This window comes from Burkholderia sp. LMU1-1-1.1 (assembly GCF_040675865.1).
In the GTDB taxonomy this organism is placed as follows: domain Bacteria; phylum Pseudomonadota; class Gammaproteobacteria; order Burkholderiales; family Burkholderiaceae_D; genus Rugamonas.
The window spans coordinates 482,778-497,356 of the sequence record NZ_JBEGHG010000012.1 but is presented as its reverse complement, the minus strand read 5'-3'; the positions used below and the strand labels follow the sequence as shown (position 1 = coordinate 497,356).

10 protein-coding genes and 1 tRNA gene are annotated in these 14,579 nt (G+C 57.8%); 5 read left to right on the top strand and 6 right to left on the bottom strand.

Annotation, left to right across the window (positions count from 1 at the left end; genetic code table 11):
• Positions 1-2,442, top strand: a complete 2,442-nt coding sequence (locus MRBLMU1_RS13950) for an efflux RND transporter permease subunit (RefSeq protein WP_363502255.1) — start codon at positions 1-3, stop codon at positions 2,440-2,442.
• Here MRBLMU1_RS13950 and MRBLMU1_RS13945 read toward each other — a convergent pair.
• Positions 2,395-2,937, bottom strand: a complete 543-nt coding sequence (locus MRBLMU1_RS13945; protein ID WP_363502253.1) for an FxDxF family PEP-CTERM protein — start codon at positions 2,935-2,937, stop codon at positions 2,395-2,397. The genes MRBLMU1_RS13950 and MRBLMU1_RS13945 overlap by 48 nt on opposite strands.
• A gap of 160 nt (positions 2,938-3,097) precedes the next feature.
• Here MRBLMU1_RS13945 and MRBLMU1_RS13940 point away from each other — a divergent pair, with 160 nt between their 5' ends.
• A complete protein-coding gene (locus tag MRBLMU1_RS13940) occupies positions 3,098-3,334 on the top strand; it encodes a hypothetical protein (RefSeq protein ID WP_363502251.1) in 237 nt (78 codons plus the stop codon).
• 196 nt (positions 3,335-3,530) lie between these two features.
• The gene (locus tag MRBLMU1_RS13935; protein ID WP_363502249.1) at positions 3,531-4,310 is read left to right on the top strand and encodes an alpha/beta hydrolase; all 780 of its coding nucleotides are present in this window, start codon (positions 3,531-3,533) and stop codon (positions 4,308-4,310) included.
• 106 nt (positions 4,311-4,416) lie between these two features.
• On the opposite strand, the gene MRBLMU1_RS13930 is transcribed toward MRBLMU1_RS13935, so the two are convergent.
• From MRBLMU1_RS13930 to MRBLMU1_RS13915, 4 genes are all read right to left on the bottom strand, one after another.
• Positions 4,417-4,596: a DUF3606 domain-containing protein gene (locus MRBLMU1_RS13930; protein WP_363502247.1), complete on the bottom strand. Its 180-nt coding sequence runs from the start codon at positions 4,594-4,596 to the stop codon at positions 4,417-4,419.
• 721 nt (positions 4,597-5,317) lie between these two features.
• Entirely contained in the window at positions 5,318-7,732 is a 2,415-nt protein-coding gene (locus tag MRBLMU1_RS13925) for a S8 family peptidase (RefSeq protein WP_363502245.1), read from the bottom strand.
• Between the two features lie 24 nt (positions 7,733-7,756).
• Entirely contained in the window at positions 7,757-8,740 is a 984-nt protein-coding gene (locus tag MRBLMU1_RS13920; protein ID WP_363502243.1) for an AAA family ATPase, read from the bottom strand.
• 505 nt (positions 8,741-9,245) lie between these two features.
• Positions 9,246-9,335 (bottom strand) — tRNA-Ser (locus MRBLMU1_RS13915).
• Positions 9,336-9,644: 309 nt separating this feature from the next.
• On the opposite strand from MRBLMU1_RS13915, the gene MRBLMU1_RS13910 reads away from it, so the two are divergent.
• Positions 9,645-11,693 (top strand): hybrid sensor histidine kinase/response regulator, encoded by a 2,049-nt coding sequence (locus MRBLMU1_RS13910; RefSeq protein ID WP_363502241.1) that lies wholly within the window; start codon positions 9,645-9,647, stop codon positions 11,691-11,693.
• Positions 11,694-11,740: 47 nt separating this feature from the next.
• Here the strand turns inward: MRBLMU1_RS13910 and acs are convergent, their stop codons facing one another.
• Entirely contained in the window at positions 11,741-13,729 is a 1,989-nt protein-coding gene (gene acs, locus MRBLMU1_RS13905; protein WP_363502239.1) for an acetate--CoA ligase, read from the bottom strand.
• 231 nt (positions 13,730-13,960) lie between these two features.
• Here acs and MRBLMU1_RS13900 point away from each other — a divergent pair, with 231 nt between their 5' ends.
• Positions 13,961-14,560, top strand: coding sequence for a TIGR00645 family protein (locus MRBLMU1_RS13900; RefSeq protein WP_363502237.1), 600 nt, complete (start codon positions 13,961-13,963; stop codon positions 14,558-14,560).
• Positions 14,561-14,579 lie beyond the last annotated feature (19 nt).

Below are 14,579 nucleotides of genomic sequence, written 5' to 3'. Positions count from 1 at the left end.
ATGAACATTGACAATGACATGCAGCAGCAACCGGTGATCCGTGCGCTGCGCGACTTCGACAAGCGCTCCGGCAACCTGGCCGAGCGGGCGCTGTTCAACCACCGGCCGCTGATCGTGCTGCTGTGCTTGCTGATCACGGCGCTGCTGGGCTTCCAGGCGACCCGCCTGACGCTCAACGCCAGCTTCGAAAAGATGATCCCGACCAGCCATCCGTACGTGGTCAACTACCTGGAGAACAAGAGCGATTTGAGCGGCCTGGGCAACGCGTTGCGGATCGCCGTCGCCGTGCCGCAGGGCGACATCTTCACGCCGGCCTATCTGACCACCTTGCAGAAGATGAACGACGAGATCTATCTGCTGCCCGGGGTCGACCGTCCGTACATGAAGTCGCTGTGGACCGCCAACACACGCTGGACGGCCGTGACCGAGGATGGTCTCGACGGCGGCACCGTCATCCCCGGCGACTACGACGGCTCGGCCGCCAGCATCGACGTGCTGCGCGCTAACGTCGCGCGGTCGGGCGAGATCGGCCAGATCGTTGCCGCCAACTACCAGTCCAGCGTGCTGTTCGTGCCGCTGCTCGACATCAATCCGCAGACCGGCAAGGCGCTCGACTACCACGCCTTCTCGCAACAACTGGAAACCATCCGCGCCAAGTACCAGCAACAAGGCGTGCAGATCCACATCACCGGCTTCACCAAGATCATGGGCGACCTGATCGACGGGTTGCGGCAGGTGCTGGTGTTCTTCGTCGTCGCGATCGGCATCGCCACGGCCGTGCTGTACTGGTACACGCGCTGCTGGCGCAGCACCATGCTGGTGATGCTGTGCTCGCTGGTGGCGGTGCTGTGGCAGTTCGGCCTGCTGGCAACGCTGGGCTATGAGCTCGATCCGTATTCGGTGCTGGTGCCCTTCCTGGTGTTTGCCATCGGCATGAGCCACGGCGCGCAAAAGATGAACGGCATCATGCAGGACGTTGGACGCGGCACGCACAAGGTCGTTGCCGCGCGCTACACCTTCCGGCGCCTGTTCGCGGCCGGCATGGCGGCGCTGCTGTGCGACGCGGTCGGCTTCATGGTGCTGACGATGATTCCGATCAAGGTGATCCAGGACCTGGCGGTAATCGCCAGCATCGGCGTGGCCGTGCTGATCTTCACTAACCTGGTGTTGCTGCCCATCCTGCTGTCGTACACCGGCGTCAGCCTCAAGGCGGCCGAGCGCAGCCTGCAAGCGGGCGCGCAGGACTCCCCCAAGCCACGGCTGTGGGTGTTTCTCGACCGCTTCACCCAGCGCCGCTGGGCCACCTTGACCTTGCTGGTCAGCGGCATCCTGGCCGTGCTCGGCTTCGCCGTCAGCCTGCAACTGCAGGTGGGCGACCTCGATCCCGGCGCGCCGGAACTGCGGGCCGACTCGCGCTACAACCGCGACAACGCCTTCATGGTCAGCAACTACGCCGCCAGCGCGGACGTACTGGTGGTCATGATCAAGACCGGCGCCGACCAGTGCACGCAGTACGACACCTTGGCCAAGGTCGACGCGCTGGCCTGGCAGCTGGAGCAACTGCCAGGCGTGGAGGCGACCAATTCCATGGCGCTGCTCAGCAAGCTGGCCGCCACCGGCTACAACGAAGGCAACTTCAAGTGGTACAACCTGACGCCGAACCAGAGCGCGCTGGGCGCGGTGCAAACACGCGCGCCGCGTGAGCTGTTCAATCAAAGCTGCTCGATGCTGTCGCTGTATGTGTATCTGAAGGACCACAAGGCCGCGACCTTGAGTGGCGTGGTCGGCCTGGTCGAGCAATTCTCCGGGCGCCACGGCACGCCCGAGGCCAGGTTCCTGCTCGCGGCCGGCAGCGCCGGCATCGAGGCGGCGACCAACATCGTCGTCAAGAAAGCCATGCGCGAGATGCTGTTCTGGGTCTACGGCGCGGTGACCTTGCTGTGCTACCTCACCTTCCGCTCCTGGCGCGCGGTGGTGGTTGCGGTGCTGCCGCTGGTGCTGACCTCGATCCTGTGCGAGGTGTTGATGGTGTGGCTGGGCATGGGCGTGAAGGTGGCCACCCTGCCCGTCATCGCGCTGGGGGTGGGGATCGGCGTCGACTATGCGCTATATGTGCTCAGCGTGGTGCTGGCGCGGATGCGCGGCGGAGCGAATTTGTCCGACGCCTTCCACCACGCGCTGGAGTTCACCGGGCGCGTGGTGCTGCTGACCGGGATCACCTTGGCGATCGCGGTGGCGACGTGGATTTTCTCGCCGATCAAGTTCCAGGCGGACATGGGGATACTGCTGGCGTTTATGTTCCTGTGGAATATGGTGGGAGCACTGGTGTTGTTGCCGGCGTTGGCACATTTCCTGTTGAAGCCAACGAGTCGGAAGGAGGCTGCTGCATTGACCTCACCCACGCCTTTGCCGGCGGCGCGCCATGAAGCCGAGCAGTCCTAGCCCGCCGAGCATCGTCGCGTAGGTTGCCGGTTCGGGCACGGGTGTCAGGGTTCGGCTGCTGTAGCTCATCAGCGCGTCCGAGAAGTTGGCGCCCGATATGCCTGTGTAGTACGGCGTGCCAAAGTGCAGGATGAGCTCGGGATTCGCCGCGGGAACCCACGATATACCGATGATCGGGAATGGTGATGCGGATTCGTAAGGGATCAACCAATCCTCGAAGGTGATCGATATGTTGTCATGGTCGATACCTGCGGGACCGCCGTTGCTGTACGCGTTCCAGGTGTAGTTCATGCTGATGGAACCGTACTGGCTGCCGCTGAGCGTGCCGGCGACGCCGCTCAGCCCGGCCAGGCCGTCGGTGAAGGTGAGGATGCCGTCGAAGACGGCGCCTGAGGCATAGCGTTCCGTCAGATGGACTTTCACCTCCGCGCTGGCTGTACCGGCTACAAATAGGGACGCGACGGCCATGGCGACTTGCATCATGCATTTTTTCATCTTCAACTCCTCCAAGTTTAGATTGTAAAAATAATACTAACAAAGTTATTGTGGATTAGGCGCCGAGTCAGCTGCCACCTGGTTGAAACCGTTCCAGCCCCCTCCGCGTATAAAGCCTCAAGACAAATGCATTCGGTTGACATACACCGGAGGTGGCGCCATGAGGAAACTTGTTCTCGCAGCTCAATTCAATACGTATTGGGACGGCGCCTGCACTTTTGTCGACGCGGAGAAGTTGGTCTACGAGGCATTCCTTTCCGCATACTCGGAAGCTGAATTTTCTCGCTGGAATACTTTGCTCAATCCGGGTTGGGCGATGTCGTTCTTCCTGACCTTTAGGGACGAGCCGGGGATCGATCTGGCTTGGGTGATCGAGGCGTTGTATGAGATTCGCTAAAACCCGTAGCGGGCTGCTGTCGCACGGAGCGCGTCATCCTATCGAAGCCGAATCGAAGACTCTCAAATCTGTTTGATCTCGTTCCTTCGGCTCGCCGCGCCTTACGCGCCGCAACCGCAGCATGGCGAAGGAAAGGGAGGATATTCGCTCTCCCCTGAAGACTATGCTATTTTCGTATTTTTCCCGAGAATATACGATGACGGTACTCCGCTGGTTGGCTGGATGGGCGCTGCTGGTTTGCAGCTTTGCGGCGCAAGCAGGCGGGCAGACCTTTCAGGTCCCCACCCGCCCCGGCGTTGAGACCAGCGTCTATTGGGAAGCGCAGGACGGCGCCAAGGCGACGGTGTTCCTGTTCACAGGCGGAAATGGCGGCTACGGCAAGATAGTCGACGGCAAGCCGACCAGCCGCAACTTCCTCGCGCGCAGCGTGGCGCTGTTCCTCGCGGACGGCTTCAACGTCGCCATCTTCGGGCTGCCCAGCGATACGCCGGCGCTAGACTACAGCGACCGCGTCAACGAAAAACACCTGGCCGATGTGCGCGCCGCGCTGGAATTCGTGCGCACCAAGAGTCCGGTGCCGATCTGGCTGGTCGGCACCAGTCGCGGCACCATATCGGCCACCTATGTCGCCATTGGCAGCACTGCCGACGCCGGTATCGCCGGTCTGGTGCTGACCTCCAGCGTGACCGCTTACAAGAAACAGGGTGCGGTGCCGTCGCAGAACCTCGCCGCGCTCAAGCTGCCAGTGCTGGTGGTGCATCACGCCAGCGACGCCTGCCCGATCTGCCAGCCTTACGACCTGGACTGGATCATGAAGGGGTTGAAAAACACATCAGTCAAGAAATTGGTGATGGTTAATGGCGGCGGCACTCCGAGCGGCGACGTTTGCGAGGCCATGCACTACCACGGCTTCATCGGTCAGGAAAAAGCGGTTGTGGACCTAATGACGGATTGGATGAACAATCCGGTGAACTGAACGAAAGCACGCTCGAGACCCTTCAGCTATAAATCTCCGCCCAGAGCGCGTGCCTACCCATTCGGCCTCTTAATATCCGCAAGTACCCTGAAAATATCTAAATAGGCTATCCTTCAGCCAACTTTTCCCGGACCGCCTTGGCGCTGGGCCCAACTTCCTTCACCAGCTGTTGCAGCCGGTCCTTGGTCACACCCAGCTCGTTGGTCCAATAGGTAATTTCGTGTGCCTCTTTGACATTGATGCGGGCGCGGTCTTGCGCGCCGGTTTTGGTCAGATCATCGCTCATGATTTCCTCTTTTGAATAGTGTGTGCCAGAAGGATTGCACGGAGACGGTATTTACACCGTTACTTGGCGCACATGAGCACAATGCAACCATCCTGTGATCTCGCCGTCCACTCAAGCTATTCAGCCAATACCGTTGTGGCACCAAGCTTCAGCGATATCAAAACACTCCCCCACTCGCAATCTTTCGACGGGTATACAACGTATCGATCTCTGGAATTCGCAAGATACTCATACTCGACGAACAGGCCCGCTCACTTGGACATAAGTCTGCAAACCTCACAAATACCGAGCAAAATAGTGCCGGGAGGGATTTTTTTCTCTGCGCGCTGCGCCTCACGGCGCGCCACCGCTTATGCGGCGGCAGTCAGGCGATTCGGAGCGGCACGCCTGTGCGGGCGAAGCTTTCGAACCGGCCGCCTTGGCGACCGCGCAGAGCCCGCAGGGGCTCTGCTTCTCTCCGCCACGAAAGAAATGCAAAAACGCCACCCGAGGGTGGCCCTTTTTACATTTCTATTCGAGAGGGGAAGTCGAATCATTCCTTGGGACCCGCATGAATACTACGGTTCTCAGTTCAAAATAGGCCCCATACCGTCACCAATACCGCCAAAAAAGAATGCATACGGAAAAATGAATTTTAAGGAGACTTCTTCAATTCAACCTGCCTAGGCGACCAAAATATATTTACACATCGTTGCATGATCACAACGACATCAGCTTAAGCTTATGCCCGTCCTCGTTGGCGCTCCTGCGCCTGACTCCGCTCTTGAGCCTGAATACGCGACCGGATTTTGGCCTGTATCTGCGTATATAGCTCAGCCTCGGCATTTTCAAAATCCGTCACTGTAATCGCCAAAGCGTAAGGCTCCTGCTCTAGTGCGACCGCCTTCCCCCATTCTCGATCTTGACGAGTTACTACAACGAACCACTTTTCGGTCGGTTTACACTGCCGAAACTGCCAAATTGACGCCTGCACTGTGCCTTTGTCACGGGTCTGTGAAGTAATAATCCTGTTCGGCGCTGCGTCGTCATTCCTGGACTCTTCAGTGGCCTGCGTATCATGATTGAAGTGTTTCGCTACCGCCTCCAAACTTGCTCCCTTGACGAATCGGAAGCTAATCTTTGTCGCTGTGTATTCGATGCGCGTAGTTCGGACTTCTGGCGTGTAAGCGAGCGAAATTCTCAACTCACGCGATGCACGTTTTGAACGCAAAAACTCAGGTGGCAACGGTAATTCAAAGAACTGGTGCGAATCATTTTCAATCGAATCCTCAATCATTAAGACGACTGCGTTCTCTGACGACCTATACAACAAATCTTCATTAACAACGCCGTATCCAGCCACGTCGCGAGCAATTTCACGATGAAGGGTTTTGGGGTCATCTTTATATGCCTTCTTCATTTCCGCAGAGAACGTATTATCCACCTCACCAATCAGCGCCGCATGGTTAACCAACATAGCACGGACTAAATTTTCGGACGAATTCGGATATTGATTAAGAAAACGACCAGCCAAATGAGAAACATACGGCGCAGCAAAGCTGGTGCCAGATTTTTCACAAAATAAAGTGTTACCTACAAAGTCATGTCGGCACGCCAACACCCCCAAGCGGGAATCGACAGCTTTGTATTGCTTTCCAAATCTAATGGGATTTGCGAAGTTACCGCCATGTGCAACAAGCTCTGGTTTTAGCGCCCCTTTTACACTGGGACCATGCCGTGTAAACGGTGACGGCTGATTTTCGTTAGCTGGTGAGAGTTGAGAAATATCATTCTCTCGCTGTTGAGCATCCTTTGTGGCATTGTGCCGAGCCAGGCTCCCAACAGTCAGAACGTTCAAAGCTGGGGCTGGATCAATTAATCGGCTTTCGCAGTGGATTAGATACTCTGGATACTCTTCTCGCCAACTATGCTTTGGAACTGGCGGTTCTTCGCTTCCACTAAAATTTCCAGCTGAGACAACAAATACAATGCCTTTATTCCTTGCCAATCGATCCAGAGTGTATGCGATGCCTCGGATGTGCCGTTGATCATATGGAGAATTGGCATTGCCAAACGAAATATTAAAAATACGGCAACCAAGATCGGAAAAATAGTTTACCGCTTCAATCAGGGTAGATTCGATTGTTTTAACATCGAAATTACCGTTCGCATCAAGAACTCTGCCACTATAAATCCATAGCTCCGGATGCCAGAAATCGCTAGCATTACATGCTTCTAAATCACCATAAAGGGCAACACTAGCTACAGCAGTTCCATGCCCATTTTGATCACTTTCATCTCCGTCGGCAATGAAGCTAGCTCCCTCGGCCATCGAAGACCGTAAGAGAGGATGATTGCCATTAACACCACTATCAAGGATACAAATTTTCGCAGCCGATGCGTCTGGCGAAGGAATGTTTTGGGGGATGGTCTCGATGTCTCGATTGAGCTGGAAGTTATATTCAATTCCAGAGTCTGGCAGCAAATCAACACAACGAACATCCATGTGATTCAACAACTCTTTGGCCTGAGAATGTGTTACTTGTAGCCTATACATCAAAAGGCTGTCTAAGTTCACTTTATCAAGAGTGTGAATTTTTTCAGTGACAAGCCATGCCTCAAAAGCGCGGCAAAGCCGAAGTCGTTCGGGATGGTTTACTGCATAAATGGGCCAAAGCTCAACATCCAGCTTAAAGGACTCGTCCTTTGGAAGCCCTTTACGTTGAATAGCCCAGCTCGTTCGGTCCGCCTCAGTCCAGCAGTCAATGCCGCTCAATGCCTCAAGGATTTGCTTATACGTTATATCGGTATCATTCCGTCCGAGCCTATCTAGATGATCCGAAAACTTCATCAAGCCCTGCTCATCAGCGAACACCACGCATACTTGGTTGTCCTCTTGGCTGATGAACTCTACACCGTGGATTTGAAGATTCTCGAACGTTAAAGTACCCTCGTATTGAAGCTTGAGAATATAGTTTTGCGTTGATGAGGGAATTTGAGCACGAACAGCCTCACGAGCCGTAGCAAAATAAGCGTTCAGCCGATTTCCATGTGCCCTTAAATCCTCCCGTTTTACGAAAAACGGAGGATTGCGCGTGCGTCGGGGATTTTTTAAAACTTCTCTTTTAATAGTTAAGTGCTTGAAGTCAGATTCCATTTCATCCCTATGACAGAGTCAGCGTTACCTAATATTACGCCGACTTTCTCTCGTTAGGGCATTTTTGAGATCCTTTACGGTCAAAAACTCCTGACTCCTCAGAATCATATGCTTCACCGCGCGCCGTATAGTTCGTTCGATATCGGCTCCGCTCATTCCCTTAAATGCGTTTACGACATCTACATCATCCAGCTCAAATTGCCGCCTAATGCCCCGTAGCTTCAGCTGCAAGAGCTGAACAATCTGTGCCGACTCAGGTAATAAAAACTCTATAGTGTCATCAAAGCGCCGCCAAATTGCAGTGTCCAAAATTTGCTCATGATTGGTAGCAGCCAAAATTAGGCTCTGCCCTTGATAGGCATCCATCATCTGCAACACAGCATTCACAACCCGGCGAAGTTCACCGTGCTCACTACTGTCGTCACGCTCCTTGCCGATAGCGTCAAATTCGTCAAACAGAACGACCATTGAGTGTTCCGCGACAAATTCGAATACCTGCCGCAGATTCGCCGCAGTTTGGCCTAAGAACGATGACACCAATGCGTCAAGGCGCACTATTGCGAGAGGCATGTCGAGTTCAAAAGCAATGACTTCAGCAGCCAAGGTCTTACCGCACCCAGGCGGACCATAAAACAGAACTTTTCCCGCTGCCTTCATTCCATAGCTACGCAGCAAATCGGAGCGTCTATGCTCCTCAAGCAAGTCATCAACCGCAGCCACACTCGCAGGGCTAACGATAAGTTCTTCTAGCGAGCGTTGCGGCTGCCTAATGTCCAACAAGGGAAACCCACGTTCTTTATCAACAGGGGACGTTGGTAACTTGTTCGCACGACTAGGGTTCACGATCTGGTGATCCCCATACAGAATCCGCTCTAGATCGTTGGCAAGCAAGTGGTGTTGTTTCTGCCGCTCATTTTCGATAATTGCTTCTGACGCGCGACGAAACACCGCTGAATCCCCAGTGGTGCCAGCTTTGATTAGCTGCCGAAGTATCTTTCCGTTCATCATTGCCCCTTAAAAGCCATTGCATCTCTGCCCTGAATGACATGGCGATAATTCATTGTAAACCTCGCAATGCCGATTTGGTAAGCAGAATTAGCGCTAACCAATTGTCCAGTGCGTCTGAAATTTGCTCGGCATTTTCACGCAAAGTTTGAGATTGTAACGGGTGCGGCCGTGATAGGTTCAAACTGCATACTTCCGACCACGCCGTAGAGCATTAACAGCACACAGTCGCTTCGCGCGGCGGTAGTAGCGCATCGAGGGTCAAGTCTGACATTCGGACAAATGATTAAGTGAAATAGTGTCGATAGGAATTTTTTGCGCTCCGCGCAGCGCCTCCCGGCGCGCCACCGCTTACGCGGCGGCAGTCAGCCGATTCGAAGAGGCACGCCCCTGCAGGGGCGAGGCCTTCGAATCCCCCGCGCAAGCCCCGCAGGGGGCTTGCTTCTCTCCGCCACGAAAGAAATGCAAAAAGGCCACCCGAGGGTGGCCTTTTTCACATTTCTATTCTTGGCGGAGAGAGGGGGATTCGAACCCCCGATAGGTTTGACCCTATACACGCTTTCCAGGCGTGCGACTTCAACCGCTCATCCACCTCTCCTGCATTCCTTCCCCTCTCGGAGAAGCCGCGAATTATAGCAAACATTCCCCAGACCACCAACTTTATTTCCCCTCCCACATGCAACCAACCCCGCCACTTCCTACGCTACAATAACCCGCGTCCCCCACGCAGCCGCTAAGCGGCCCGCTAACCCCGTGGCGGCGACCCGATATCCCTCCGCCTGGCCCCCAACCGCGCCCCGGCAAAAGCACCAAAGCCCCAAACAAACACTCCAACACCACCATAACACCCAGGAACCGTCCAAAAGACCAGACCGAACAGCTAAAAAAGCGACACCAAAAGACCACTATGACGACCTCGCTTTCATTCATGGACAACGGCGGCGAAATGGGCGCCCGAATGCGCAGCCACGATTGGTCGAAAACATGCCTGGGCGATCCCCACACCTGGCCGCAATCGCTGCGCTCGGTCGTGTCCGCCTGCCTGAACTCGCCCATCCTCGGCACCATCCTGTGGGGCCCCGACCTGTGCATGCTCTACAACGACGCCTACGTCCCGTCGATGGCCGACCGCCACCCCGCCGCCCTCGGCAAACCCGTGGCCGAGGTGTGGGGCAGCGTGTGGGACGAAGTCGCCCCGCAATTCTACGAAGCCATGAAGACCGGCATCGGCTTCTCCAGCTCCAACGTCGAGCTGATGATCATGCGTAACGGCCAGATGGAACAAACCATCTGGAACTTTTCCGCCGCGCCCATCACCGGCGAGGACGGCACCATCGTCGGCCTGTTCAACCAGGGTATCGAGATCACCGAGCAGGTGCGCAAGGAGATCGCGATCCACCGCGCCCAGGAGACGCTGGAACGCACCGTCGATGAAACCACCCGCGACCGCAACCGCCTGTGGGAGCTGTCCGCCGATATCATGCTGCGCTGCGGCTTCGACGGCCAGATCAAGAGCGTTAATCCGGCGTGGAAGGATGTGCTGGGCTGGGACGAGGCCGATCTGGTCGGCGTTAGTCTGCTGAAACTGATCCATCCCGACGATATCGACCGTACCCTCGACGCCGTGCAGTTCCTGGCCGATGGCGGCTACCATACCCGCTTCGATAACCGTTATCGCCATAAGGACGGCAGCTACCGCTGGATCTCGTGGTCCACCCAGCCGGACGCCGATAGCATCTATGCCGTCGGCCGCGATTTCACGTCGGAACGCGAGAACGCCGAGGCGCTGCGCTCGGCCGAGGATGCCCTGCGCCAAGCCCAGAAGATGGAGGCCGTGGGACAACTCACCGGCGGCCTGGCCCATGATTTCAATAACCTGTTGGCGGGTATCACCGGTAGCCTGGAGATGCTGGAGTTGCGCGCCAGCCAGGGACGCTTCGGCGATATCGCCCGCTATATCGATGTGGCCAGCGATGCGGCCAAACGGGCGTCGTCGTTGACCCATCGCTTGCTGGCTTTTTCCCGCCAGCAGACCCTCGATCCGAAACCGACCGACGTAAACCGCCTGGTCCTGGGCATGGAGGACTTGCTGCGCCGTACCGTCGGCCCGGCCGTGGCCATCGAGGTCATCGAGGCGGCCGATCTGTGGACCGCGCTGGTCGATCCGTCCCAATTGGAGAATTCGCTGCTGAACCTGTGCATCAACGCGCGCGATGCGATGCCGGACGGCGGCCATATCCGTATCGCGACCGCCAACCAGCACTTGAACCAGAAGGCCGCCGCCGCCCAGCAAATGCCCGAGGGCGAGTATCTGTCGCTGAGCGTGACCGATTCCGGCACCGGTATCGCGCCGGAGGTGATGAGCCGGGTGTTCGAGCCTTTCTTTACCACCAAGCAGCCCGGCGAGGGCACCGGCTTGGGCTTGTCGATGGTGTACGGCTTCGCCAAGCAGTCCGGTGGCCTGGTGCGTATCTATTCGGAGGTGGGGCGCGGTACGACCGTGTGCATCTATCTGCCCCGCCACGATAGCGTGGCCGAGCCGGTGCCGGCGCCGTCGCTGCCGTCGCTGCCGGTCCACCATGGCACACACGAGACCGTGCTGGTGGTCGACGACGAACCGAGCGTGCGCTTGCTGATCGTCGATATTCTGGAGGATATGGGCTATAAGGTGATCGAGGCGGCCGATAGCGCCACCGGTCTGGAGCTGCTGCTGTCGGACGTGCATGTGGATTTGCTGATCACCGATGTGGGCTTGCCCGGCGGGATGAACGGGCGCCAGATGGCGGAGGCCGGCCGCGTGAACCGGCCCGACATGCGCGTGCTGTTTTTGACCGGCTATGCGCAAACGGCCGTGTTCGGCGGCGGCCAGCTCGACGAGGGCGTCGAGGTGATGACCAAGCCGTTTAATATCGATGCGCTGTCCGAACGCGTGGACAGGATGCTGGCGCCACGCTGATCCGGCGGCGCGGCCGGCATTCGCCGGCGCGCCGCCGCTTCAACCGGTCAGGAAGCTTCCTTGAGCTGCTCGAGGATGGCCGGGTTTTCCAGGGTGGAGACGTCCTGCGTGATCGTTTCCCCCTTGGCCAGCACCCGCAGCAGGCGCCGCATGATCTTGCCCGAGCGCGTCTTCGGCAGGTTGTCGCCGAAGCGGATTTCCTTCGGCTTGGCGATCGGGCCGATCTCTTTCGCGACCCAGTTGCGCAGCTCCAGCGCGAGCTTCTTGGCTTCGTCGCCGGTCGGCCGCGCCTGCTTGAGCACGACGAAGGCGCAGATCGATTCGCCCGTGGTGTCGTCCGGCTTGCCGACCACCGCCGCTTCCGCCACCAGCGGGTTGGCCACCAGCGCCGATTCGATTTCCATCGTGCCCATGCGGTGGCCCGAGACATTCAGCACGTCGTCGATGCGGCCGGTGATGGTGAAGTAGCCGGTGTCCTTGTTGCGGATGGCGCCGTCGCCGGCGAGGTACATCTTGCCGCCCAGTTCTTCCGGGAAGTAGCTGGTCTTGAAGCGCTCGGGGTTGTTCCAGATGGTGCGGATCATCGACGGCCATGGACGCTTGACCACCAGGATGCCGCCCTGCCCGTTCGGGACGTCGACGCCGGCTTCATCGACGATGGCGGTCATGATGCCCGGCAGCGGCAAGGTGCACGAGCCCGGCACCATCGGCGTGGCGCCCGGCAGCGGCGTGATCATGTGGCCGCCCGTTTCGGTCTGCCAGAAGGTGTCGACGATCGGGCATTTTTCGCCGCCCACTTGCGTGTAGTACCACATCCAGGCTTCCGGATTGATCGGCTCGCCCACGGTGCCGAGCAGGCGCAGCGACGTCAGGTCGTAGTTTTTCGGGTGCACTTTCGGATCGACGTCCGAGGCTTTGATCAGCGAGCGGATCGCCGTCGGCGCGGTGTAGAAGATGCTGACCTTGTGCTTGGCGATGGTGTCCCAGAAACGCCCGGCGTTGGGGAAGGTCGGGATGCCTTCGAACACCACTTGCGTGGCGCCGACCGCCGTCGGGCCGTAGGCGATGTAGCTGTGGCCGGTCACCCAGCCGATGTCGGCGGTACACCAGTAGACGTCGCTCGGCTTGATGTCAAAGCTCCATTTCATCGTCAGCGCGGCCCACAGCAGGTAGCCGCCGCTCGAGTGCTGCACGCCTTTCGGGGTGCCGGTGGAGCCGGACGTGTAGAGGATGAACAGCGGGTGCTCGGCGTCGACCCATTCCGGTTCGCATTCAGCCGGCTGGCTGGCGACCAGTTCGTGCAGCCAGAGGTCGCGCCCTTCCTTGAAGGCGATCGTGCCGCCGGTGCGGCGGTAGACGATGACGTCCTTGATGGTGTCGCAGCCGCCCAACGCCAGCGCTTCGTCGACGATGGCTTTCAATGGCAGGTGCTTGCCGCCGCGCAGTTGCTCGTCGGCGGTGATGACGGCGACCGCGCCGGCGTCGATGATGCGCTCCTGCAGCGATTTGGCCGAGAAGCCGCCGAACACGACCGAGTGCGTGGCGCCGATGCGGGCGCACGCTTGCATCGCGGCCACGCCTTCGACCGACATCGACATGTAGATAATGACGCGGTCACCCTTTTTGATGCCGCGCGATTTGAGGCCGTTGGCGAATTTGCAGACTTTTTCGTGCAACTCGCGGTAGCTGACGTTGGTCGACATGCCGTCGTCCGCCTCGAAGATGATGGCGGTCTTGTCGGCGTTGCCGTTCTGCAGGTTGCGGTCGAGGCAGTTGTACGAGACGTTCAGGTGGCCGTCCTCGAACCATTTGTAGAACGGCGCGTTGTCTTCGTTGAGGGTTTTGGTGAATGGCTTTTGCCAGACCAGATGTTCTTTCGCCAGGCGCGACCAGAAGCCTTCGTAATCGGCCTCCGCTTCGGCGCACAGCGCGTTGTAGGCTTCCATGCCGGCGACCGTGGCTTGGGCGACAAACTCCGCCGGCGGCGTGAAGATGCGGGATTCCTGTGGACCTTGTTGTGTGGTTGTGCTGCTCATACGTGTCTCCATTGTTGTAGTGTTTTGCACCAACATAAACTTTGTCGCTTACTGAACCCTTACAGACTGCTAGCCGCTGCCGCCGATGCTGCGCTGTACAATTTTACCAACATTTCCCCTGCATTACGCTTCGGCGTTGCGCCGCAACACGGCGGTGCGGCAGCTGAGCAGCACGTGTAAAATGTCGGCAACCTTTATCTAGTCTGCCTTATTTTCAGGAGTACCGCTTTAATGACCGATCCTAAACCCAAGCTGCGCCCGCTGCCAGCGTTTATCTTCATGACCCGCTGGCTGCAGTTGCCGCTGTATTTGGGCCTGATCCTGGCACAGTGCGTCTACGTGTTCCATTTCTGGGTCGAGCTCAAGGACCTGATCGGCGCGGCCATGGGCAACGAGGCGGCGCTGCAGCATATCTTCCAGGCCGTGGCCGTACCCGGCGGCGGCGCCATGCCGACCAAACTCAATGAAACCACCATCATGCTGGTGGTGCTGGGCCTGATCGACGTGGTCATGATTTCCAACCTGCTGGTCATGGTCATCATCGGTGGCTACGAAACCTTCGTCTCGCGCATGAACCTGGAGAGCCATCCGGACCAGCCCGAGTGGCTGTCGCACGTGAACGCGTCAGTGCTGAAAACCAAACTGGCCATGGCGATCATCGGCATTTCGTCGATCCATCTGCTGAAGACGTTCATCAACGCCGCTTCCTACGAGCCCAAGGTGCTGATCGCGCAAACCGTAATCCACATCGCTTTCCTGTTGTCCGCCATGGCGATCGCCTACACCGACCGCCTGACGACGATGACGCACCAAGATTCCAAGTCCCACTAAGCACCATCCTTCCCTCGCG

Bases quoted from the DNA above. Each gene is read 5' to 3' on its own strand.
- MRBLMU1_RS13900 (WP_363502237.1), top strand. From the start codon at position 13,961: ATGACCGATCCTAAACCCAAGCTGCGCCCGCTGCCAGCGTTTATCTTC.
- MRBLMU1_RS13910 (WP_363502241.1), top strand. From the start codon at position 9,645: ATGACGACCTCGCTTTCATTCATGGACAACGGCGGCGAAATGGGCGCC.
- MRBLMU1_RS13940 (WP_363502251.1), top strand. From the start codon at position 3,098: ATGAGGAAACTTGTTCTCGCAGCTCAATTCAATACGTATTGGGACGGC.
- MRBLMU1_RS13930 (WP_363502247.1), bottom strand. From the start codon at position 4,596: ATGAGCGATGATCTGACCAAAACCGGCGCGCAAGACCGCGCCCGCATC.
- MRBLMU1_RS13935 (WP_363502249.1), top strand. From the start codon at position 3,531: ATGACGGTACTCCGCTGGTTGGCTGGATGGGCGCTGCTGGTTTGCAGC.
- MRBLMU1_RS13950 (WP_363502255.1), top strand. From the start codon at position 1: ATGAACATTGACAATGACATGCAGCAGCAACCGGTGATCCGTGCGCTG.
- acs (WP_363502239.1), bottom strand. From the start codon at position 13,729: ATGAGCAGCACAACCACACAACAAGGTCCACAGGAATCCCGCATCTTC.
- MRBLMU1_RS13920 (WP_363502243.1), bottom strand. From the start codon at position 8,740: ATGATGAACGGAAAGATACTTCGGCAGCTAATCAAAGCTGGCACCACT.
- MRBLMU1_RS13925 (WP_363502245.1), bottom strand. From the start codon at position 7,732: ATGGAATCTGACTTCAAGCACTTAACTATTAAAAGAGAAGTTTTAAAA.
- MRBLMU1_RS13945 (WP_363502253.1), bottom strand. From the start codon at position 2,937: ATGAAAAAATGCATGATGCAAGTCGCCATGGCCGTCGCGTCCCTATTT.